Origin of the sequence: Natronorubrum daqingense (assembly GCF_001971705.1) — an archaeon.
Lineage (GTDB): Archaea > Halobacteriota > Halobacteria > Halobacteriales > Natrialbaceae > Natronorubrum > Natronorubrum daqingense.
Genome location: NZ_CP019327.1, coordinates 2040836 through 2061886, shown reverse-complemented (window position 1 = coordinate 2061886; position 21051 = coordinate 2040836). Strand labels below are relative to the sequence as shown.

Genomic DNA, 21051 nt, shown 5'->3' with positions numbered 1-21051 from the left:
GTAACTCGACTTCCCCTTTGGCTTCGTTCTGACGCACGGAATCCCTTGTTCAATCGTCACCGTGCTCTCCCGACGTATCGACTCGTTCGTGGACGTCGAGCGTCGTCATCGTCCGGTAGACCGCCGCTCGATCGCTACTCCGGAGCCGATAGCGGTAGTAGCAGTACGCGAGGATGAACCAGCCGATCAGGACGACGCCGACGACGGGTTGCTGAAAGAGCGTGACGAGCCAGAACGCGCCCGTAACGACCCCGCCGCCGACGACGGCGAACAGGAGGCCCCGGTACCGACGGAGTCGGAACGGGGCGTTCGCGTAGTGCTCGGGGAACTCTCGAGGGAGGTTCCAGAGGCCGATCGCACAGAAGAAGTACGCGGTGAGACTAGCGAGGCCGATGAACGTCGACAGGCCGACGATTTCGCCGGCGAGGGGCACGAGCACGAACGGCGGGAGCCCGAGGACCAAAATCGCGTAGTGAGGCGTCTCGAAACGCGGGTGGATCGTCGCGAGGAACTCGGGAAACACGCCATCACGACTCGCTCGCATGAGCGTTCTCGAGAAAACGAGCAGCGTCGTGTTCACCGTGGTCACGACCGCGAAGATTGCGCCGGTAGCGACGACGTACTCGCCCCACCAGGGGAGGAACGTCGCGGCGGCGAGTGCGAGGTCGGCTTCGCTGCCGAGATTCGTGTACGGAACGACGCCGACGAGAACCGCGATGAGCGCCACGTAGAACAGCGCGACGATCCCGATTCCGAATCCAAGGACGAGGGGAATCGTCCGGCCGGGATCTTCGATCTCCTCGCCGAGTTCGATGAGCAAGCCAAAGCCCAGAAACGGGTAGAATAGGGCGACGACGGCGAGCGCGAACGCGCCGTAATCGGGGAAAAACGGCGTGTAGTTGGCCGTCTCGACGGACCCTAGCCCCGGGACGATGAAGACGAGCAGGGTGACGACGAGTCCGAGGAAAAACAGGATCTGTACCTGTGCGACCATCCTGAGTCCGATGAGGTTGATGACGAGTACGAATCCGAGCAAGACGTAAATGAGCAACAACGACGGCACGTCGAAGAAGATGCGCGTGTACTCGGCGAACCCCGTCGCCGTGATCAAAAGTGACGCCCACGCCACGAGCGGGATCGTAAACGGAACCAGAAACCCCCAGTAGGGCGCTGTCAGCCGCGAAATATAGACGTACAGTCCCCCAGCGACGGGCATCGCTGAGCCGAGCAACGCGTTGTACAACACGACGAAACTCGCCGGAATCGCCGCCAGCACGATAGCTAACACGAGCGAGGGCCCCGACGTTCCGGCCAGTGGACCCGGTAACACGAAGATCGGAACGGCGATCGCGTTTCCGACGAGCAACGCGAGCACGCCCACCAGCCCGATGCTCGAGGAGAGCGTCGTCGACTCGCTGTCAGTGGTGTCGCTCATGCTCGAGGCGGCGTTTTGCCAGCCGGCGGCGTATCTTGTAGTCTCTGAGCCGACGCCCGAGTGCGAAGCCGAGCATCCCTCCCGCGAGCGGCGCGAACAAGAGGAGGATCTCGGCGAGTGCCAAGGGGAGCACGATGCCGATGCCGAGCCCGACGACGAGGCCGCCTTCGGGGTACTGCGCTGCGGCGACTTCGCGCTCGATTTCGTCCATCTCGGCGGGGACGTCGCGGTATCGGCCAATTGCCATGTCATGACTCACCATGATATGGGCCAAATACCTTTCGGACGATTTGACATGAGTTCTCCGCACGTCCGACTCGAGTCCGCGTTCGGACTCGAAAACGACGGCCTCCGTCGCCGAAACGGTCGTTCGAAGATAGATGGTTAAGTCGTACGAAGATAGATGATTGGGCCGTACGAAGATAGATGGTTAAGTCGTACGAAGATAGATGATTGGGCCGTACGAAGATAGATGACTGCCCCGTTCGCCGATTACGATCGCTGGGGTGCCGAGCCAATCTCGAAGAGTTCCTCGTAGAGACTCTCAGCCAGCGCGTCGATATTTTCCTCCGCTTCGCTGGCGGCCATCGAGTCGCCGACGCCCTGCCACTCGACGAAAAATTGCGCGACCGGAACCAGTGCGATTCCGCCGACGGTTACCTCGCCGTCGGGCGTCTCGATTGTCCACTCCGTCCGCATCCCAGCCGACGTTCGCGTCACGTCGGTAATCTCGCCGCCAGCGGCGACCCAGCGCTCGACGAGTTCGTCCGTAATTCGACGCAGTTTCCGCTCGCCGAGGAGGTGAACGACGACGCCCGCACTCGCGAGCAACGCGAAGGCTGCGAGGGCAACCACCACGCCGCCAGCGGGAATGTTCACGGACGCGGCTACTCCCGCGGTCACTACCACGAGTCCGAGAATTCGCGCATCGATCGCGCTGGGAACCGTCCCCTCCCAACGAGCCTGTCCCGACTGCGTCGGCTCACGTGCCGACTGCTCGAGTTCCATCGTATGCGTGGATGCACACGAATCGGGGGTAGTCGTTTCCCTGTCTCAGTGTCGACTTTATCCGGGGGACTCGAGCGTTACTCGTCCTCGAGTAACTCCTCGTCGCCGTGCGTCTCTCGAAGCCGCTCGAGTTCGGCCCGCTGTTCCTCGAGTCGCGGCGTGGGCGTCTCGTAGGTGTACTCGAATAGCTCTCGAGGATCCGCGTGGGCTCCTTCGGCCTGCTCGAGGAGGTCCTCGAGCGTCGTTTCGATCTCCTCGTCGATCGATTCGATCCGATCGTCGGTGAGCAGGTCTCGATTGCGCAGGTAGGCTTCGAACCGGTCGATTGGATCGCGCTCGCGCCACTGTTCGACCTCGTCGTCGTCGCGGTAGGCCGACGGGTCGTCGGCGGTCGTGTGCGCGCCGTATCGATACTGGATCGCTTCGATCAGCGTCGGGCGTAACTGCTCGTCGCCGGGTTCGAGCGCCTTTTCTCGAGCGGCCGCCGTGACGACGTAACTCGCGAGGGGGTCCATGCCGTCGACCTGGACGCCAGCGAAGCCGTAGGCGTCAGCCTTCTGGGCCAGCGTCGCGCTGGCTGTTTGTGCCCCTCGCGGGACCGAAATCGCCCACTGGTTGTTGTTACAGAAGAAGACGGTCGGCGTGTCGAAGACGCCCGCGAAGTTCATCGCCTCGTGGAAATCGCCTTCCGAGGTCGAGCCGTCGCCGAAGTGGACGACGCTCACGCGCTCGTCGTCGTTTCGCTTCGCCGCCCACGACCAGCCGACGGCGTGTGGGAGGTGCCCGCCGATGGAGATGTTGAGCGGGAAGACGTCCAGTTCGGCGAGCGCCGCGTTGCCGTCCTCGTGGCCCATCCAGTAGAGCAGGTACTCCCAGGGGAGCTCTCGAGCGATAACCGCGCCGTGTTCTCGGTACTGGTAGGACAGCAGATCGTCGTCCGCGAGCGCGTACGTCGAGCCGATCTGGGAGCCTTCCTGCCCGGCGAGCGAGGCGTACGTTCCGAGTCGCCCCTGTCGCTGCAAACTGATCATCCGTTCGTCGAATCGACGGGAGAATCGCATATCCCGGTACATCCAGAGCAACGTTTCGACGTCGAGATCCGGCTCGAGAGCGGCCGAGACGACTTCGCCGTCGCTGTCGAGCACCCGAATCGGGTCGTCAGGGGCTCGCTCGAAGAGCCCGCTCTCGAGGACGTCCTGTGACATACCTCGACCGTGGTGGTCGGAGACCATAACGGTACCCGTCGGTTCGTCCGCGTCTCGGGTGCGTCTCGAGGGTGTCTCGGGTGCGTCTTTGTGTCGACCCGAGGCGAAAGGCCCGCAGAGGGCGTTTACGCCGCCGTATCGCAGTAGACGAGTCGCTCGAGCACGAGTACGACCTCGTCGTCGCTTCGGCCGTCGTTTGCTTCCGTCCGTGTGGACCGTTTCGATCGATTCCTGCCGGGATTTCCGTCGCCTTTCGAACGGCCACGCCCCGGTTCAGCGCCCCCGTGATTGCCACGGTCGATATCGACGTTCTCCCCGTCGGTTTCGTCAGCCTCGAGGCCGTTGTCTTCCGCCTCGATCGACACGACGGTCGTCGCCTCGTCGGGTTCTTGGTCGACCGTGATTGAGACCGATGCGGAACGCGACTCCGTTCCGTCCTCGAGTGGCACGTCGACGCGACAGGTGAGCGACTCGTTCTCGCCGGACTCGAGGCGAATCACGCGGTGATTCGGGAGCTGGTCCCGAGGAACGCTTCCGTTGACCGACCCATTTTGCAGGGGTTCGGGCATCCGTGGAACGCGAACCGTTCGTTCGTCGACGACGGAGTCGTCCTCGTCGTAGGGTGTCAGTAACACCGTCACCGTACGCGGGTGAGCGGTGTTGTTGAACACCTCGAGTTCGATCGGATTTGGATTCATCGTGCGTCACCCCAGTAGGAGATGCTACAACCGGTCCAGCGCATCAAGAACGCGTCGCGGTCGCCGACTCCACAGCCACACTCGCTCGTCGATGCGGTCGGATCGGCGAGCGGACTGACCGCCGTCGTCGGAACGAACCCGCCCGAGGCGGTCGTCGCGCCGCCGACGTTGTGCACGTCGTAGCCGTCGTTCCCGTGTGCGGCCCCCGCCTCGCCGTTCGTCATCTGGAGGGTGTGACCCAGTTCGTGAAGCACCGTGTGCATGCCGTTTGCGCCCGTGTTCGGTGCGGAGACGGTCTCGCTGTACGTCGTACCGGCGTCCGCCGCCGCTCGACCGGTGTACGCGACCGCCATGTTGCCGCCGCGGTAGGCCCGACCGCCGCTCAACAGTCGATTTCCAGCGGCGCTCAACGCCGCCGTGAGCAACACGTTCGAATCGGCCGCCAGCGGCGACTCGAGTTGACACGCGTAGTCTCGCCACCACTGGAGCACCGACGGGTAACACGTCGTCGTCGAGCCACACGGGTTTTGCACGCACACCGTCTCCGAACCGCGGATAATCTCGGCCGGTGCGGGGATCACTTCGTCGGTCGAGAGAACCGTGACCTCCTGGTTGACCTGATCGAAGGCACCTTCGATCCAGGTCTCGGCCCGGTCTCTCGCGCGGAATCCGTCGCCGTACTGTTGAGCGCAGTGCTCGTAGAGCGCGTCGGTGACGAACACTTGTACCTCGTAGCGTTGTCCCGAAGGTTCGGGTTGGCAGGTTGCACTCGCGGTTCCGGCGACGCCGGCGAGACCGAGGCCGCTGGCGCCGACTGCTCTGAGTACGTTTCGTCTCGAGTGAGGGATCATCAGACCGAACGATCACGTCTTCTGTGGATAGTTGTTCAGTGACTTCCCACTGTTGCACCAATTCTGACTGTTGTGTCGCTCGATCAAGCTGTATTTACACTGAGGGTGGTAGCGACCCACGGCCGAACGATCAGCGTGTGACGTGTCGAAACACGCGACGTGCTGGCCCCGAAATCCCGGCGTCTGTCGAGACCGTCGTGCGCCAGTACGACGGCTCGAACGCCCTCGAGACCGACTCGTTCGACGTCCATCGAGCGGCGAGATTCAACGCCGCGGCCTTCGCGACGACGAGGAACGAGACGCTCGCACTTCCAGCGACGTGACAACTGAAGTCGGTTTTATTAGCTCGCTGTGTGAATGCTTCGCTATGCACCGCGTTCTCGTCCCCGTCGACACGAACGAAGATCGAGCGCTCGAACAGGCATCGTACGTCGCCTCACTGCCCGACGCAGACGAAATCGTCGAGGCCTACGTCCTCTTCATCTTCGACGAGGAGAGTGCGGACTTGCCACAGGAGTTCGAGCAGTACAAATCCGCGTCCCGGATCGGATCCGTTCGACGGGCGAACACCCACCTCGAGGACACCGGTGTCGACGTCACCATCCTCGAGAAAAGCGGTACCGTCGAAGACGGCGATATCCTCGAGACGGCCCAGGAGTACGACGTCGACGCCATCGTTCTCGGCGGCCGCAAACGCTCTCCCGTCGGAAAGGCCGTCTTCGGCAGCGTCACCCAGTCGGTGATCTTGAACACCGACCGACCGGTCGTCGTGACTGGCGGCGGATAGGGCTCTCGGGAACTCTTCGCGCTACTTCTCCGGGTGGGAACGACACCACAAACGGTCGGTACCAACCCTCGAGTACGCCCAGCGCGCCGCTAGAACTACGTCGATTGGTCCCGTCGTGGGAAACAAGGATCGATGGGACGGAGAGAGACCGACCGGATCTTCGGCTATCCCCGCCGGAGCGTCGTGCTCGAGTCGACCCGAGTAGCCTACGCGGTCGGGATTACCGCCGCGGTGATGATTCTGGTCGTATTCGGCGTTTCCTGGCTCAGACCGGCGGTGCTCGAGTGGGTCGATCCCGCGATCAGTGCGGCCGTCGTGGTGATCTTCCCGATCGTACTCGCGCTTGCGCTGTACATCTACGACCGTCGCCACGAACGGGACCTGGTCATCGCCGACGCAGCGTTGTACGTGGTCCGCCCCATCGCCGCGGTGATTCGACTGTTTCGGGGCGGCGGATCGTGACCGTCCCGACACCCTCGAGGCGAAAACGCGTTACTCCTGAACGGAAACCGCGTCCGCATCGAGCGAAGAGACACCACTCTCGAGCAACGGCGAGTCCGTCTCGAGCGACGAGATACCCGAATCAGGTGCCAGTATCACTGCTGGTTCGGCGGGACCTGTGCCCCCGCTCTCGGTGTCACCATCCGTCTCCTCGATGACGTAGCGCTGGCCGAGCATCGGATCGAGCAGGGTGTCGACCTCGCCGCGGTCGTCCCGGAGCACGGGTGCGTCGGCGTCGTGGTCCCCGAGTTTGTTGTCGATGGCGTCCTCGAGGTCGACGCCGATCTCTCGCTCGTCGTTTCGCTCGCGGAGGTCGTCCGCGGAGACATTCGTCTCGTCGTTGGTCGCGACGACCTGGATGTTCTGGATGGAACTCGAGTCAGACGTCCGGAATGCGTACGTGTCGGGGAAGACGGCGTCCATCGTCTCCTGTTGTGCGTGATAGAACTCGGCGGCTGAGCCACTCGGTGCGGCGATCACGTTCGCGTGTAAGACGCCGTCGTCGGCCAGTCGATCGGAGACGAGTTCCATGAATTCCTCCGTCGTCAGGTGAAACGGCACCTGATCTTGTTTGTAGGCGTCGAGGACGATCACGTCGTACGTCTGGTCGGTATCCTGGAGGAATTGCCGGCCGTCTTCGGCGTGGGAGGTCATGTTCTCGCCGTGCTCGAGACCGAAGTAGTCCTCGGCGGCGTCGGTGACTTCGGGATCAATTTCGACCACGTCGACGTCCGCGTCGTAGCGTTCTTCGAAGTCCTGTGGACCAGTGTAGCCGCCGCCACCGATAAACAGGACGTCGTCGACGTCGTCGGGATCGTCGTTCACGAGCATCGGCAGGTGAAAGTACTCGGTGTAGGCGAAGACGTGTCGGTCGGGATCCTCGAGGTCCATCGCGCTGTGGCGGGCTCCATCCAGGTACATCGTTCGCTCGTCGCCGTCGTCGACGACCTCGAGTTCCTGGTGGGCCGTCTGGGTCTGGTAGACGACGTCTCCGCGGTGATCGATCGCGACGGGGCCAGCACCGGTCGCGGCGACGAGCAGCAAAACGACGGCGACGCTCGTGAGGACTGGCTTCCGGGGAAGGGAGGGCGAGACGAGGATTAGTGCGGTTCCGACGAGGATCACGCCGAAGAGGAGGCCGATGCCGTCGATGCTGAGCTGTGGAATGAGGACGAACGTCGTCGCCCCGGAGCCGAGAATGCTGCCGATCGTCCCGAGGGCGTAGACGTGGCCCGAGGCTTCGCCGGTTCCGCGTTTCTGTGAGAGTTCGGCAGCGTAGGGGCTGATGAACCCGAGTAAGTACGTCGGCGGGCCAAAGAGAATAATCGCGGCGGGGAGCGACGCGTACCGAGGCGGCAACGCGAGCGTCGCCGTGTACTGCATGAGGAACTCGCTGGCGTAGATGACGACGGCGACGTAGACCGCCGTCGCGAGCATGAGCCACGACATCTCTCGGTTCGTTGCGGTGGCGGCCCGTTTTCCACCCTGCCAGTAGCCGAGACTCAACGCGGCGAGGACGACCGTGAGGATGCCGCCGACCGTGTAGATGTGATTGCCAAACTGCGGTGCGATGAGGCGAACGGCGAGAATCTCGAGGCCCATACTGGTGACACCCGAGACGAAGACGGCGAGTTCGGGTTTCGTGGGCCGGTAGTTCGCGACGGTCCGCGCGTCCATTGCCTGTTCGAAAACGGCCGGGCGGTGAGTACCTGTCGGCTTGACGCGATGGACGTGAACGCGGTACTCGAGTGCGACGACCCCGAACCGACAGCGAGAACGGCGCAAACGCGACAAGTGCGGGCGAGTGCCAGTCTTCCCAGAAAATCGATTGGAGCGTTGAGACGCCTCAACTACTTCGGGTCATGACGTGCGTGAGGAGGAACACGCCGATTGCGACGACGATCACGTTCGTGGCGGTGAGCGAGGCGATGCCGACGATGTCGCTCGCGAACACCGCGAGCCAGGCGAATAGCGTCGAGAGGATCGCGTTGATGACGGCCAGTACGCGAGGGTCGCCCCGAGAGGACTCGAGTCCGTCGCGAAAGCCGCGTTGGTTGTTGTCGGCACTCGTCATGGCTGAATACGGGTCCGTCTCCCACTTAGCCGTTTCCCTGCGCGGATTCGGCCGCCGGCATTTATATCGGCCGAGTCGAATAGTGACGATATGCGGGAAGTTACGGTGTCTCGAGCGGTCGACGCTTCAGCTGCAGCGGTTTCAGCGTGGCTCGAGCCGGAGACGATCGTCGAAGCGGAGGGGAGTTTCACCGTCGACCACGTCGAGGACGCCGACGACGAGGGCGCGACGCTCGTCGTCGCCAGTGGGCCGGGAATGCAATTGCCGCTGCGATTCGAGGACCGGGAGGAAGCCATCTACTACACGCAGGAGGGCGAACGCGGGCCGTTTTCGCACATGGAGACGTGGATCGAACTCGAGGAAGAACGATCGGGAACCGTCGTGACGATTCGCTCGTCGGTCTCACTCGCCGCTCCGCTGCCGTTTGGCGACCGAATCGCCGCCTGGAAGCGCAAGGGCGAGTTGAACCGCGCACTCGAGGAACTCGAGGCGGCGTTCGGCTAAGTCCGGGTCAGCGGCCGAAAACGAGGTGGCGGATACCCGGCTTCAGGGCTCGCGAACGACCACTTCTTCGCCCGCCTCGCCGGGGAACGGATTCTCGAGGTCGTCCGTGCGGTTCCACTCCTCGTCGGTGACCAGGCAGTCCTCGAGGTGGGCTCGCAGCGCGTCCTCGTCGGGTTCGGTGCCGATGAAGACGAGTTCCGTTTGTCGGTCACCGTGCTCGTCGTGCCACTCGAGGCCGGGTCGATTCGATCGATAGAGCTGTTGGTCGGCATCCGAGAGCGAGGCGATCCACGGACCGATGACGCTCGCGCGGACGGACGGCCCAGCCTGCGAGAGTTCGACTTTCACGTCTCGGCCGGCGATCCACGCGGTTCCCTTGGATCGAACGATCTCCTCCGGGAGCTCTCGGAGGAAGGCTTCGAATCGTTCCGGGTGGAACGGGCGACGCGACCGGAAGACGAACGATTCGACCCCGTAGACCTCGTCGGGGTGGCGGTGGTCGTGGCCGTCGTTATGGCCCTCATCGGCGTGGTCGCTGTGGTCGGCGTGGTCACTATGACCGTGATCGTCGGCTTCGGTACTGTCGGCGTGGTGATCGTGATCGTCGTCCGGTTCGTCCTCGAGTGCGCGTTGCCAGCCCGCCAGTTCGCCCATTCGGTCGGCGTCGAACAGGTCGACGCCGAGGAGGCGATCCGGATCGACGGCGCTGAACTCGGTGCGGACCGTCTCGATATCGGGCTGGAGCGCTCGGACGAGCGACGTCGCCTCCTCAAGTTCGTCGTCGGTACAGAGATCGCTCTTGTTGAGCAAGACGAGGTTCGCTACCTCGAGTTGCTCGATGAGGAGGTCCGAGAGGGGACGTGGCTCGTCCTCGACGGCCCCGGCGTCCGCATCGATATCGGCTGCCTCGGGGTCGACCTGCCGTACTGGGATGACCTCGCCCGCGAAGGCGTCGAGAAAGAGCCGGGTGTCGAGGACGGTGACGAGCGCGTCGAGGTCGTAACTCGCGGCCACGCGCGAGGAGGTCGTAAAGAGCCGGGCGACGGGTTCGGGCTCCGAAATGCCCGACGATTCGACGAGCAGGTGGTCGAAGTCCCTGTTTCGGGCGAGTCGAACGACGGCGGTCTCGAGGTCGTCCTGGAGTTCACAGCAGATACAGCCGTTCGAGAGTTCGGTGACGCCGCCCGTGTCGAGATCCGACCCTTCGGCGACGAGTTCGGCGTCGACGTTCACCTCGCCCATATCGTTGACCAACACGGCGAGGTCGTGATCGCCCGCGGTTTCCAACAGGTGATTGAGCAGCGTCGTCTTCCCCGCACCGAGGCTGCCAGAGAGCACGGTGACGGGAATCCCACCGGAGTCGAGTTGCATACCGTGGCGGTTGTGACTCGAGCGTCAAGAACTGTGGTATTCGTGTCACCGTCTTTTCACCACCCGGTTTCGGTTTCGACGCAGCGGCGCGTCTCTGGCCCTCGAGGCCGAACGCACGCGACATCTTTTTGTCTTCGGGGCCGAGCATGACCGACGATGACACTCGCCGACCGGATCGCCGCGTTTCGAACCGACCTCGAGGAGTGGCTCCGCGGGCTCTATCACGGAATGCTCTCTCATCCCGCCTACGAGAAGATCGAGGCGGCAGCCGAGGATCACGAGGATACGTTCATGTTGGCCTGTTTCCCGGACGCCTTCGGCGTTCCGTCGCCCGTCTCCTACTACACGTCGGAACTGCTGCCGTACTTAGAGGACGAGTTCGAAGCCTGGGAGCGTCGACTGTGGGATCGAGGCTCGCTCGTCGAGCGCAAAGGTCGCCAGTATCACTTCTAATGGACCGACACGTCTTCTTCGGTGGGAAGGGTGGAGTCGGGAAAACGACGGTTTCGGCCTCGTACGCGCACAAGTGTGCCGATGCTGGCCTCGAGACGCTGGTCGTATCGACTGATCCGGCCCACTCGATGGGCGACCTCTTCGAGCAATCGTTCGCCGACGAACCGCGAGCCGTCGACGGCGTCGAGAACCTCCACGTGATGGAAATCGATCCGGAGGAGGAGGTGTCGAATCACCTCCAGTCGGTCAAGCGACAGCTCTCAGAGCAGGTGTCGGCGGCGATGGTCAACGAAGTCGACAGACAGATCGAGATGGCCCACGGCACGCCGGGAGCGTACGAAGCGGCCCTGTTCGATCGGTTCGTCGACGTGATGCGCGAGGCCGACGCCTTCGACCGAATCGTCTTCGACACGTCGCCGACCGGGGGGACGTTGCGCCTGCTCTCGCTGCCCGAATACCTCGAGGGCTGGATCGACCGGCTGATGGCCAAACGCCGCAAGAGCATCGATCTCTACGAGAAGGCCGCACTGGGGAATAGAGAGCCCCGACGGGTGCTCGAGGGTGATCCCGTCCTCGCTCATCTCCAAAATCGCAAGGAGTTCTTCGAGTACGCCGGGGAGACGCTGCGCGAGGACGCCGCGTTCTTCCTCGTGTTCAACCCGGATTCGCTCTCGATTCGGGAAACCGGCCGCGCCATCGACGAACTCGACTCACACCGACTCGAGGTTCGAGGACTCGTCGCGAACAAACTGACTCCCGAGCCCGACCCCGACGAGGAGGGACGGGGTGCACGGTACCTCCGGTCGCGAGTCGAAACCGAGCGAGATCGCCTCGAGACCGCCCGGACGACACTCTCACCGCCGATCGTGGCCGAAATCGAATCGCGCGTCAGCGAAGTACGCCGCGATTCGTTGGCGAACGTCGCGTCAGAACTCGAGATCGACACCTGAGCTACCCAATTTTCCGATTATTCCCCGAGCGGCGTTTCTATTATCAACTTCTGTGAGGGTCGAACGACCGGTTGTACCACACGATTTATATTGTACTACTCTAATCCACTGTGTGGAAACCTATGACAGGGGTAATCTGGATCGTCGCGACGGTGGTCGTGTTGTTCACCGTCGGCTACATCGGATACGGGAGGTATCTCTCGCGATTCGTCGAACTCGACGACTCACGTGAGACGCCGGCCCACAAGTATCAAGACGGACAAGAGTACGTTCCGGCGAAGAAACCGGTCTTGCTGGGACACCACTTCTCGAGCGTCGCGGGTGGGGCACCGATCGCCGGCCCGGTCACCGCAGCACTCGTCTGGGGATGGCTCCCGGCGTTGCTGTGGGTCGCGATCGGGAACCCGCTGATGGGTGCCGTCCACGACTTCATGGCGCTGTCCTCGAGCATTCGCCACGAGGGGAAGTCGATCGGATTCGTGATCGGCGAGTACATCGGGGAACGGGGGAAGAACATGTTCCTCTGGTTCGCGTTCCTCGTGATCATCCTCGTCGTCGCGGTGTTCTCACTGCTCGTCGCGGTGATTCTGGACGCCTACCCACCGGCGGCGACCGCGAGCCTGTTGTACATCACGCTGGCGCTGTTCGCCGGCGTCTGGCTGTACCAACTCAACCTGTCGTTTATCGGCGGGACGGTCCTGTTCGTCCTTGGCGTGTTCGCGAGCATCTGGGCGGGGATTCAATTCCCGATTGCACTGTTCGAGCCGTCCGGATTCGCCGGTGACACCACGGTACTCCTGCCGGCCGAATTAGCGTCGTGGGTGCCCGGTGAGGCCCTCTTCGGCGCGAACACCGCCGCGTGGATCCTCGTGTCACTGGGGTACGCATTCGTCGCGAGCATCCTTCCCGTGTGGATCTTGCTCCAGCCTCGAGATTACCTCTCGTCGTTCCTGCTCTACGCGGGTGTCGGCGGAGCGATTACCGCGGTCTTCGTCGGGACGGCGTTTGGAACGTCCGATGAACCGCTGACGGCCGAACTCCCTGCATACACGAGCTTCATGGGCGGCGACCTCGCACCCGCTGCGATGCCGCTGTTCCCGCTGTTGTTCATCACCATCGCCTGCGGGACGATCAGTGGCTTCCACTCGCTGGTCTCCTCCGGGACGACGGCGAAGCAACTCAACAAGGAGAGCGACGCGCGTCTGATCGGTTACGGCGGCATGCTCGCCGAGGGACTGCTCGCGGCAACGGCGCTCGCAGCGGTGTCCGTCGTCGCGATTACGGACGTCGACGACATCGGCGGCATCGACGCCGCACTCCCGAACTTCGCGGAGGGTGGTGGACTCATTCTGACGAGTCTCGGCATCCCCTTCGAGTACGGTGAGATCTTCATGGCGCTCGTCTTCGTGAGCTTCCTGTTGACCAGCCTCGACACCGGCCTTCGACTCGGTCGGTACATGATCGAGGAACTGGTCGGCACGCCCGAGACAGGAGTCGAAGAAACGGCCGCGAACAAGTACGTCAACACCGGTCTGGCGACGTTCGCCGCCTTCTTGCTCGTCTCGAGTGGCCAGTGGGAAGAACTCTGGCCGCTCTTTGGCGGTGCGAACCAGCTCCTGGCCGCACTCGCCTTGCTGACAGCGACCATCTGGCTGGCGAACTGGAAGGACACGAAACAGCTACTGAGCACCGGTATCCCGGTTGTCGTGATGACGGCCATAACGATCATCGGACTGCTCTGGCTCGTCGTCTACGAGAACCTCTACACGATGTTCCTCGACGCCGACGCACGGGCCGACGCGACGATACTCGAGCTTGTCTCGAGTGGCCTGCGAATGGCCATCGCGCTCGTGTTGATCTGGCTCGCGATCGCGATCATCCGACTGGGATACGCGAACCTGCAAGAACAACGAGACGACCTCCTCGACTCCGATCCCGGTAGTCAAGCGCCGGGTGCAGACGACGACTAACGGAAGACAGCTGCTCGCAGCTGTTCGAACACGCTTCTTTTGTGGTCGATTCGCTCCCAGAGTCGAAACGCGTCGTCGATCTCCGTGCGTTTGCTCGCGACGAGTCGTTTTTCCTCGGGTGCGACGACACAACAATGAATCTCGTAGTGACCGTGAAACCCGAAACGAAGGAGCGTTCGGTCCGTAAATCCTCTGACGAACGAGTGGACGTCCTCGGAAATTTCCGGCACGATTACGACGAACGTAAACTCCGTCGCCCGATGTTGGTCGTTGGGTTCGACGCGTTCGTCTGCCAGTTCGTGGCCGAACTCCACGAGGCGCTCGAGGTCGGCGAGCGAGACGCTCGAGCGACGATCCGCGTAGAGATACTCACGCATGTGGTGGTTCGCGTACTGAACTGAGGGATGAAACAGGTGTTTGCTGCTCTCGACTCGTAGCTCTCCGTACAGGTCGAACGACTCGCCGTCGACTCGGACGTCCTTATCGAGGTCGTAGGTGTGCATGAGCCGGTCGCTGACGCGATCGAGGTACTCGTCGTCCCAGACTGGGACGTTTTCGACGACTTCGGGTGGTACCGTCGACTCGTCCCACTCGGTTTCCCCAGACCCAGTCTGCTCGGACTCCTCGCGTTCGATCGGCGAGTCGCGGTCGGTTCCGTCCATGGCTGGTGATACCACGGGGAGGGGAAAAGTGCGTCGGCGTCGGGGGCCTTACCGGAATTCTAAAATTTAATTGACACCTATCGTGATCGTGATCGTCTGAGAATCGACACAGAATGTTGATCGGGACACAATGGTTTTGCTTCGAGCGAGCGTACATCCGATATGGCACCCGACCGTGAATCGTGTGGCCGATGTTCGATGTCCGTTACGGTCGACGTTGTGCGTGCACACCAGGGGACCGATGAGGAAGGCGAGTACGGCCCGTACAGTGGTAAGCGAATCGAGGTAGAGGAACGAGAACTCCGCTACGTCTCTCCGGGATTCTGGCTCTCGAAGGTAACGAGCAAACTCGAGCGAGCGACGACCCGTTTCGTCTGGAATCGGTGACGATTCGCGCTCGAGGCCAGTATCTACTAACGAACAGTTAGTGGGAGTCAGTCAACACTTTCAAACTTTGCAACTGTTTGCAGCCGTTGATACAGTCTTCGTATGTTCGCTTATCTCGTTGATAGCAATGACTAACTTTGCCGACGATCCGGTAATGTCACTTCGAAATGGAGGCGTCGGATCAACGGCAGACGGATCGCGCATCTCGTCTGCACTCGCTTCGGCGTTCGCGAAGTACGCTCCGCTCCTCGGGTTACTTGCGACTATTGTCATTCTCGGCGTTGAGTTTAGATATCAACTCGATTTCGCACAACAGCCACTCGAGCCCTATCGCATCTTCTTCGAGTTGCTGATCGCCGGCCTCATCATCGCCGTCCTTCGGAGTAAGGTCGGACTCGTCACGTATGGCATGTTCGGGCCGATCATCATCTCGTTCATCCTGGTCGAAAGCGGAATCTTCTGGGGGCTCGTCTTGTTTACTAACGTCTTCTTGCTCGCGCTCGGAACGTACCTCATCCTCGAGCCGTTCCGACTCGGGACGGCACACCGAATCGGCGGACTCGTCATGGTCGTCTCCATCGGGATCACGTCGTTTCACGTGATGAGCGATACGGGCGTACTGCCACAGCAGATCGATGCCCTGCAGGTATTCTTCCCGGCGATCGTCACCGCCTGGTACGCGGACCGCTTCGCGCGTGAACTCTCCGAACGCGGCTGGCGTGCACCCGCAGTACGGTTTTCCTGGACGGTCGTCTCGATCATAATCGCCGCAGCCATTATCGGCAACGAGACGCTGATCACCTGGATTATGGACACGCCGGAGACGTGGGCCGTTATTCTCGCAGCGAACGTCTATCTCGGCACGCAGTCGTCCATGCGCGTCAAGGAGTACCTTCGATTCTCAAACGTCTACGGCGGCTCACGGCTCGGAGCCGTCGTCAGTACGATCCGCGCGAAACTCCACAACCTCACGGTTCCCGTCCGACGACTAGTCGGCAGTGACGCCTCGCGCGTCGAACCCTCCGAAGTCATGTCGATGAACCGGCGAAACTCCACAACCTCACGGTTCCCGTCCGACGACTAGTCGGCAGTGACGCCTCGCGCGTCGAACCCTCCGAAGTCATGTCGATGAACCGGCGAAACCGACTCATCAAAGAATACAACCCGCCCCACCTCAATCCGGAACTCGACAAGGCCTCGATGAAACGTGCGTTCCACGGCACCGGCGTCCCAACGCCGGAGACGTACGCGCTCGTCGAATCTCCGTCCGAACTCGAGGATGCCGAAGCGATCTTCGAGGCGAAAGACGAGTTCGTCATCAAACCCGACAGCGGCTACGGCGGCGAAGGGATCATCGTCGTCACGGACCGAACCGACGCCGGCGACTTCGAGACCTCGAAGGGACTCAAATCGCCGGACCAGTTGCTCGCCCACGTCCGGTCGATCACCGAAGGGCAGTACGACCCGATGGGACTCGAGGGAGTTGCAGTCATCGAGGGCCTGATCCACCCGGACGATCACCTGCTCTCGATCGCCGGACAGGGTGTTCCGGACATCCGCGTGATCGTCTTCAAAGGGTTCCCGATCATGGCGATGACCCGGCTACCGACCGAAGAGTCCGAGGGCGCGGCGAATCTCCACATGGGTGCCGTCGGCGTCGGTCTCGACGTCGCCAACGGTCAGGCACAGGGTGGCTACCAGAGTACGAACAAGTGGTTCAACGAACACCCCGACACCAAAGTCGACCTCGAGTCGTTCGCTATCCCCGGCTGGTCGTCGGTACTCTCGACGGCCGTCAAAGCGGCCGAAGTCTCCCGACTCGGCTACACCGGTGTCGACATCGTTATCGACGAGGACGAGGGACCGATGGTCCTCGAGATCAACGCCCGACCCGGTCTCGGGATCCAGAACTCGACGTTCAACGGACTCCTCAAGCGAACCTCCTTCATCGAGTCGCTGCCGGACTCCTTCGACCTCAAATCCCCCGAGGAGAAGATCGAACTGGCGCGTCAGTGGGACGCGGCGAACTGGCACGAAAACGGTATCGAGTTGGCCAAACGCTGGGACGCCCCCGAGTGGGAGCGCGACGGTGAACTTCCCGTCGAACCACCCAGCGACATGGTCGGCGGCGTCTACGCCGACCTCGACGACGACGGGCGAGGCCAGCCCGCGGTCGAACTCACCATGTACGGTGAACACGGAAGCGCCGACGAGTCGTCCTCGAGCGAGGCGACCGATTCCGCCCCAGGAAACACCGTCGGCGACTCTCGAGGGGTGAACGACCGATGAAACGAACCTTCGGCGCGGTCGCGATGCTCGCGTTGTTGTTACCCGGCGTCTGGCTGGTGAACGGACAGACGGTTCCGATTCCGATACCGGCCGAACTGCCACTCGAGACGGCCGGAACGGTCGAAGTGGGACTCCCCGTCCTCATCTTCGCCGGCATCCCAACGGTGTTCACGATCGTGATGTTCCTCGAGGCGACCGGCCACGTCCGCGAACGAAAGCCGCCGTCGTAGTCGGATTCGCTACTCGAACACCGTCGCTCGCCGTTCGCGTTGTCCGAGCGAGTCACGTGCGGTCGGTTCACCACTGCTTTTCGAACACCCGATTTACGCACTCTCGCCGAACGGAGTCACCCGTTTACGGGGAACCGGTTTCGTTGGCGTCGTCTCGGTGGCGGTAGAAGCGCAGCGCTCAGTTCGTCGTGATGATCTCGATGACGTCTCGAGACTCGACCTCGTAGTCCTTCCCGAGTTGGCGGTTGCTTCGACAGTCGATGGCGTGGAGGAAGCCGTCACCGATGTCGGAGTGCAGGCTGTACGCGAAGTCCTCCGCACTCGAGTTCGGCGGGATCAGGTAGCAGTCGGGAAGCACCTCGCCTCGTTCGTTCCCCAATCCGTTCGCACCACCGGGGAACACCGGCGTCACACCGAGCACGTCGAAGAGCGCGGTCTCGAGGGCCGCCTGCACGCCCGTCGCGCCGTAGGCGTCGAGGAAGTCGCGGATCTGCTCTAAGCCGTCTTCTTGGTCGCTCGAGACATCGTCCAGAATCTCGAAGTCGTCGTCGCCGGGTCGATAGTCGATAACGCCGGCTTTCTCGGCCGATTTGAGCGCTTTCTCGGCGTGTGCGCTACAGGGGACGATCGTCAGGTGCTCGTAGTCGGGGTCGCCCGTAATCTCCTCGTAGTTGTCCTGTGCCTCGGGCGTGTCCATCTTGTTCGCCGCGATGACCATGGGCTTGGTCTCCTTTCGAACTTCGCGGGCCAACTCGAGTTTGTCCTCGTCGCCCCACTCCTCGGGTTCGAAACCGACGTCCGTCCGCCGGATCAGTCGCTTGATCTCGTCTTCGTTCGTCTTGAACGCGCTCATCTGTTCGGCGAGCTCTTCCTCGATGGCGTCGTCTTCGGTCGTATACCCGGATTCGTACCTATTGATCCCCTTCTCGAGGACGCCGAGGTACCACTGGTCGAGTTCCTCCTCGAGGAAGGCGATGTCGTCGCGCGGGTCGTGACCCTCGGTGGGTTCGCCCTCGAGGTCGGTCTCCCCCGAGAAGTCGACGACGTGGACGAGCACGTCGGTCTCGTTGAGATCCGAGAGGAACTGATTGCCAAGCCCGTTGCCTTCGTGAGCGCCGGGGATCAACCCAGCGACGTCGACGAGTTTCGTCGGAACGAATCGGGTGCCGTGCTGGCAGTAGCCGACGTTCGGCGTACACTCCTCGTCGAATTCGGGGGCCGCACACTCGACGCGAACGTAGGCCTCGCCGACGCTCGGGTCGATGGTCGTGAAGGGGTAGGCACCCTCGGGCACGTCGTTCATTGTCGCGGCGTTGAAAAAGGAGGACTTGCCGACGGAGGGTTTGCCGACGAGTCCGATCCGGTAACTCTTGCTCATTAGCCGTCTCTCGTCCGCCCTCACTAAACGCGTTTCCTTCCGGTAGCGGGTTGCTACGAGGGACCATGGCACGAACGACGGCTACTGGCGACTACTCGAGTTCGGACTCGATGATTCGGTAGCGGTACGCGCCGCTGTATCCGCGCGACCACCGTTCCAGGTACGATCGGCTCTCACAGAACATGCCGAAGAGTTCGACCGAGAACCGGTCGTCGATCTCTCCTTCGACGTCCTCGTACAACTTCCGAGAGGTGACGTACGGCCCTCGCGTCGGGTGGTCGACGAATGCCGTCTGCAGGTGTGCTTTCACGACCGCGTCTGTCGCGTCGATATCGAAGCGTTTCAGGATGTCCGGTGATGAGTCCATGTTTCAGTGAAAGGGGTGGTTTTCGTGTACGATACCTGTGAAGCGGAACACGAGCGGATTCGCGAACGGCGCTCGCCTTCTAAAGGCGGGCCGACCGGATTACGGGACAGTAAGAACGAGCAAGAAGCCGGCAGTCAGTACTAACCCGAGCCACAGGAAGAATACCGTGGCCGCCTGTTTTCCAGTCATATTCTCTCCATTGAGAATCTCACTCAACGACATCGAGTGAACGTACGAATCGCAGGGAAGTGAAGCGTCGTCCGTTTCTATTACGATGGGAATCGGCTATTCGCTCTTACCACCGTTGACACTACTCTTAGGAATGGCGCGTCGAACGATCCTCCAGCGGTTCCAGAAATCAGTATCCCTATCACGAACCGGTACTGACAGGTGACCATGAAGGTCGGCGCACACGTATCCATCTCCGGCTCGCGCGTCTCGTCCGACGACGAAACACCGCCCTACGACGACATTCGGAACGCGGTCCACCGACAACTCGCCTTCGGCGGCAACTGCGGCCAGGTCTTTACCACCTCGCCGCAGGTCTGGGCACAACCCGAGATCAGCGACGAGGCTGCCTCAGGCTTTCAAGCGGAAACCGACGACGAACTCGAGGGGCCGTGGGTCATCCACTCGTCCTATCTGGTCAACCTCTGTACCCCCAAAGACGACCTCCGACGGAAGTCCAAAGAGAGCATGCAGGCGGAACTCGACGCCGCCGAGCGACTGGACATTCCGTACGTCAACGTCCACCTCGGCGCGCACACGGGTGCCGGCGTCGAAGGCGGCCTCGACAACGCGGCGAGTCTCATCGACGAACTCGACGTTCCCGAGGGTGTTCAGATCCTCATCGAATCCGACGCCGGCAGCGGGACGAAACTCGGCGGCGAGTTCTCCGAACTCGCGGGTATCATCGACCGTACCGAGACCGATATCGGCATCTGCATCGACACCGCGCACACGCTCGTCGCGGGCAACGACCTCACGACGCCCGAGGCCGTCGACGAGACGGTCGGCCGTTTCGACGACGAGGTCGGCCTCGAGCACCTCGAGTACATCCACCTCAACGACTCGAAACACGACGTGGGCACGCACAAAGACGAACACGCCCACATCGGCGAGGGCTACATCGGCGAGGACGGCATGAAAGCCATCGTGAACCACCCCGACCTCCGCGAGTTGCCGTTCGCACTCGAGACGCCGACCGAGGACGGCCGCGGCTTCGCTTGGAACATCGAGAAAGTCAAAGAACTCCGAGAAGACGGCTGAGTTGCCGGTCGACGGCTGACCTGACGAATCTGAGGACTGATTTGACGACCGTAACGCTACGACGCGGCTGTGTGCTCGAGTGAGCGCCGAACGGTTCGGCCTGGCCTTGTCGGCGAGAGGGTTTATCACGGCTGGATACCGTACACGTAGCAGATTACCGTGTTACCTACGCTCACGAGCGAGCGGGCGCGACGATACCGACGAAAATTCGACGAACTCGACGCCGCGATCGCAGCCCAGATGGACCGCTGGGGAATGACGATACTGCGGGGCGCGGTCGCGATCGTCTTCATCTGGTTCGGCGCGCTCAAGATCTTCGAGGTGTCACCGGCGGGAGATCTCGTCGCCGCGACCGTCTATCTGGTTCCGGCGGACCTCTTCGTTCCGATCCTCGGCGTTTGGGAGGTTCTGATCGGGTTGTGTCTCCTCTATCGCCCGCTGATCCGAGTGGGGCTCTTCCTCCTCTTCTTCCAGCTCCCGGGGACCTTTTTGCCGATCGTTCTCCTCCCGGACGTGGTGTTCGTCTCGTTCCCCTACGCGCTCACGGTGGAGGGCCAATACATCGTCAAGAACCTCGTGATCATCGGGGCCGCGCTCGTGATCGGCTCGACCGTCAGGGACGACTATCGGGGCCACCGCGAGGAATCCCCTGACTGATCGCT

General features: G+C 62.2%; 25 protein-coding genes. 13 read left to right on the top strand and 12 right to left on the bottom strand.

What is annotated here, in order from left to right:
• Window positions 1-49: 49 nt before the first annotated feature.
• The 6 genes from BB347_RS10010 to BB347_RS09985 form a co-directional block, all read right to left on the bottom strand.
• Window positions 50-1435 carry an APC family permease gene (locus BB347_RS10010; RefSeq protein WP_076581076.1) on the bottom strand — a complete coding sequence of 462 codons (1386 nt, stop codon included), beginning with the start codon at window positions 1433-1435 and terminating at the stop codon, window positions 50-52.
• Entirely contained in the window at window positions 1419-1682 is a 264-nt protein-coding gene (locus BB347_RS10005) for a hypothetical protein (RefSeq protein ID WP_076581075.1), read from the bottom strand. Before BB347_RS10005 ends, BB347_RS10010 begins: the two co-directional genes overlap by 17 nt.
• A gap of 245 nt (window positions 1683-1927) precedes the next feature.
• Window positions 1928-2443 (bottom strand): hypothetical protein, encoded by a 516-nt coding sequence (locus tag BB347_RS10000; RefSeq protein WP_076581073.1) that lies wholly within the window; start codon window positions 2441-2443, stop codon window positions 1928-1930.
• Between the two features lie 77 nt (window positions 2444-2520).
• Entirely contained in the window at window positions 2521-3648 is a 1128-nt protein-coding gene (pdhA, locus tag BB347_RS09995) for a pyruvate dehydrogenase (acetyl-transferring) E1 component subunit alpha (RefSeq protein WP_076581700.1), read from the bottom strand.
• A 125-nt stretch (window positions 3649-3773) separates the two neighbouring features.
• The gene (locus tag BB347_RS09990) at window positions 3774-4346 is read right to left on the bottom strand and encodes a hypothetical protein (RefSeq protein ID WP_076581072.1); all 573 of its coding nucleotides are present in this window, start codon (window positions 4344-4346) and stop codon (window positions 3774-3776) included.
• Window positions 4343-5197, bottom strand: a complete 855-nt coding sequence (locus tag BB347_RS09985) for a hypothetical protein (RefSeq protein ID WP_076581071.1) — start codon at window positions 5195-5197, stop codon at window positions 4343-4345. Before BB347_RS09985 ends, BB347_RS09990 begins: the two co-directional genes overlap by 4 nt.
• A 137-nt stretch (window positions 5198-5334) precedes the next feature.
• On the opposite strand from BB347_RS09985, the gene BB347_RS09980 reads away from it, so the two are divergent.
• The 3 genes from BB347_RS09980 (at window position 5335) to BB347_RS09970 (ending at window position 6446) form a co-directional block, all read left to right on the top strand.
• Window positions 5335-5520 carry a hypothetical protein gene (locus tag BB347_RS09980; RefSeq protein ID WP_076581070.1) on the top strand — a complete coding sequence of 62 codons (186 nt, stop codon included), beginning with the start codon at window positions 5335-5337 and terminating at the stop codon, window positions 5518-5520.
• 44 nt (window positions 5521-5564) lie between these two features.
• Entirely contained in the window at window positions 5565-5984 is a 420-nt protein-coding gene (locus BB347_RS09975) for a universal stress protein (protein WP_076581068.1), read from the top strand.
• A 132-nt stretch (window positions 5985-6116) separates the two neighbouring features.
• On the top strand, window positions 6117-6446 hold the full coding sequence (locus BB347_RS09970) for a hypothetical protein (protein ID WP_076581066.1): 330 nt from the start codon (window positions 6117-6119) through the stop codon (window positions 6444-6446).
• A gap of 30 nt (window positions 6447-6476) precedes the next feature.
• Here the strand turns inward: BB347_RS09970 and BB347_RS09965 are convergent, their stop codons facing one another.
• Window positions 6477-8162 (bottom strand): spermidine synthase, encoded by a 1686-nt coding sequence (locus tag BB347_RS09965; protein WP_076581064.1) that lies wholly within the window; start codon window positions 8160-8162, stop codon window positions 6477-6479.
• Window positions 8163-8331: 169 nt separating this feature from the next.
• Window positions 8332-8559, bottom strand: coding sequence for a hypothetical protein (locus BB347_RS09960; RefSeq protein WP_076581062.1), 228 nt, complete (start codon window positions 8557-8559; stop codon window positions 8332-8334).
• Between the two features lie 90 nt (window positions 8560-8649).
• On the opposite strand from BB347_RS09960, the gene BB347_RS09955 reads away from it, so the two are divergent.
• Window positions 8650-9063: a polyketide cyclase gene (locus tag BB347_RS09955; RefSeq protein ID WP_076581060.1), complete on the top strand. Its 414-nt coding sequence runs from the start codon at window positions 8650-8652 to the stop codon at window positions 9061-9063.
• A gap of 42 nt (window positions 9064-9105) precedes the next feature.
• On the opposite strand, the gene BB347_RS09950 is transcribed toward BB347_RS09955, so the two are convergent.
• A complete protein-coding gene (locus BB347_RS09950; RefSeq protein WP_076581058.1) occupies window positions 9106-10434 on the bottom strand; it encodes a CobW family GTP-binding protein in 1329 nt (442 codons plus the stop codon).
• A 156-nt stretch (window positions 10435-10590) separates the two neighbouring features.
• Between BB347_RS09950 and BB347_RS09945 the strand changes: the two genes are divergently transcribed.
• From BB347_RS09945 to BB347_RS09935, 3 genes are all read left to right on the top strand, one after another.
• Entirely contained in the window at window positions 10591-10887 is a 297-nt protein-coding gene (locus tag BB347_RS09945) for a hypothetical protein (protein WP_076581056.1), read from the top strand.
• Window positions 10887-11837, top strand: a complete 951-nt coding sequence (locus BB347_RS09940; RefSeq protein WP_076581054.1) for an ArsA family ATPase — start codon at window positions 10887-10889, stop codon at window positions 11835-11837. The genes BB347_RS09945 and BB347_RS09940 overlap by 1 nt, the downstream gene beginning before the upstream one ends.
• A 122-nt stretch (window positions 11838-11959) precedes the next feature.
• On the top strand, window positions 11960-13807 hold the full coding sequence (locus BB347_RS09935; protein ID WP_076581052.1) for a carbon starvation CstA family protein: 1848 nt from the start codon (window positions 11960-11962) through the stop codon (window positions 13805-13807).
• On the opposite strand, the gene BB347_RS09930 is transcribed toward BB347_RS09935, so the two are convergent.
• Entirely contained in the window at window positions 13804-14469 is a 666-nt protein-coding gene (locus tag BB347_RS09930; RefSeq protein ID WP_236995938.1) for a hypothetical protein, read from the bottom strand. The genes BB347_RS09935 and BB347_RS09930 overlap by 4 nt on opposite strands.
• 162 nt (window positions 14470-14631) lie before the next feature.
• Between BB347_RS09930 and BB347_RS09925 the strand changes: the two genes are divergently transcribed.
• The 4 genes from BB347_RS09925 to BB347_RS09910 all read left to right on the top strand — a co-directional run bounded on the left by BB347_RS09925 (window position 14632) and on the right by BB347_RS09910 (window position 17375).
• Window positions 14632-14856, top strand: a complete 225-nt coding sequence (locus tag BB347_RS09925; RefSeq protein ID WP_076581050.1) for a hypothetical protein — start codon at window positions 14632-14634, stop codon at window positions 14854-14856.
• A 127-nt stretch (window positions 14857-14983) separates the two neighbouring features.
• Window positions 14984-15940, top strand: coding sequence for a 7TM domain-containing protein (locus BB347_RS09920; RefSeq protein ID WP_083687735.1), 957 nt, complete (start codon window positions 14984-14986; stop codon window positions 15938-15940).
• Between the two features lie 44 nt (window positions 15941-15984).
• Window positions 15985-17145 carry a sugar-transfer associated ATP-grasp domain-containing protein gene (locus BB347_RS09915; protein WP_168170943.1) on the top strand — a complete coding sequence of 387 codons (1161 nt, stop codon included), beginning with the start codon at window positions 15985-15987 and terminating at the stop codon, window positions 17143-17145.
• Window positions 17142-17375 (top strand): hypothetical protein, encoded by a 234-nt coding sequence (locus BB347_RS09910; protein WP_076581044.1) that lies wholly within the window; start codon window positions 17142-17144, stop codon window positions 17373-17375. The genes BB347_RS09915 and BB347_RS09910 overlap by 4 nt, the downstream gene beginning before the upstream one ends.
• A gap of 178 nt (window positions 17376-17553) precedes the next feature.
• Here BB347_RS09910 and BB347_RS09905 read toward each other — a convergent pair whose 3' ends face one another.
• On the bottom strand, window positions 17554-18753 hold the full coding sequence (locus tag BB347_RS09905; protein WP_076581042.1) for a redox-regulated ATPase YchF: 1200 nt from the start codon (window positions 18751-18753) through the stop codon (window positions 17554-17556).
• Window positions 18754-18844: 91 nt separating this feature from the next.
• Window positions 18845-19120, bottom strand: coding sequence for a hypothetical protein (locus tag BB347_RS09900; RefSeq protein ID WP_076581040.1), 276 nt, complete (start codon window positions 19118-19120; stop codon window positions 18845-18847).
• A 396-nt stretch (window positions 19121-19516) separates the two neighbouring features.
• Here BB347_RS09900 and BB347_RS09895 point away from each other — a divergent pair, with 396 nt between their 5' ends.
• A complete protein-coding gene (locus tag BB347_RS09895) occupies window positions 19517-20389 on the top strand; it encodes a deoxyribonuclease IV (RefSeq protein WP_076581038.1) in 873 nt (290 codons plus the stop codon).
• A 159-nt stretch (window positions 20390-20548) separates the two neighbouring features.
• Window positions 20549-21046, top strand: coding sequence for a hypothetical protein (locus BB347_RS09890; RefSeq protein ID WP_076581036.1), 498 nt, complete (start codon window positions 20549-20551; stop codon window positions 21044-21046).
• Window positions 21047-21051 lie beyond the last annotated feature (5 nt).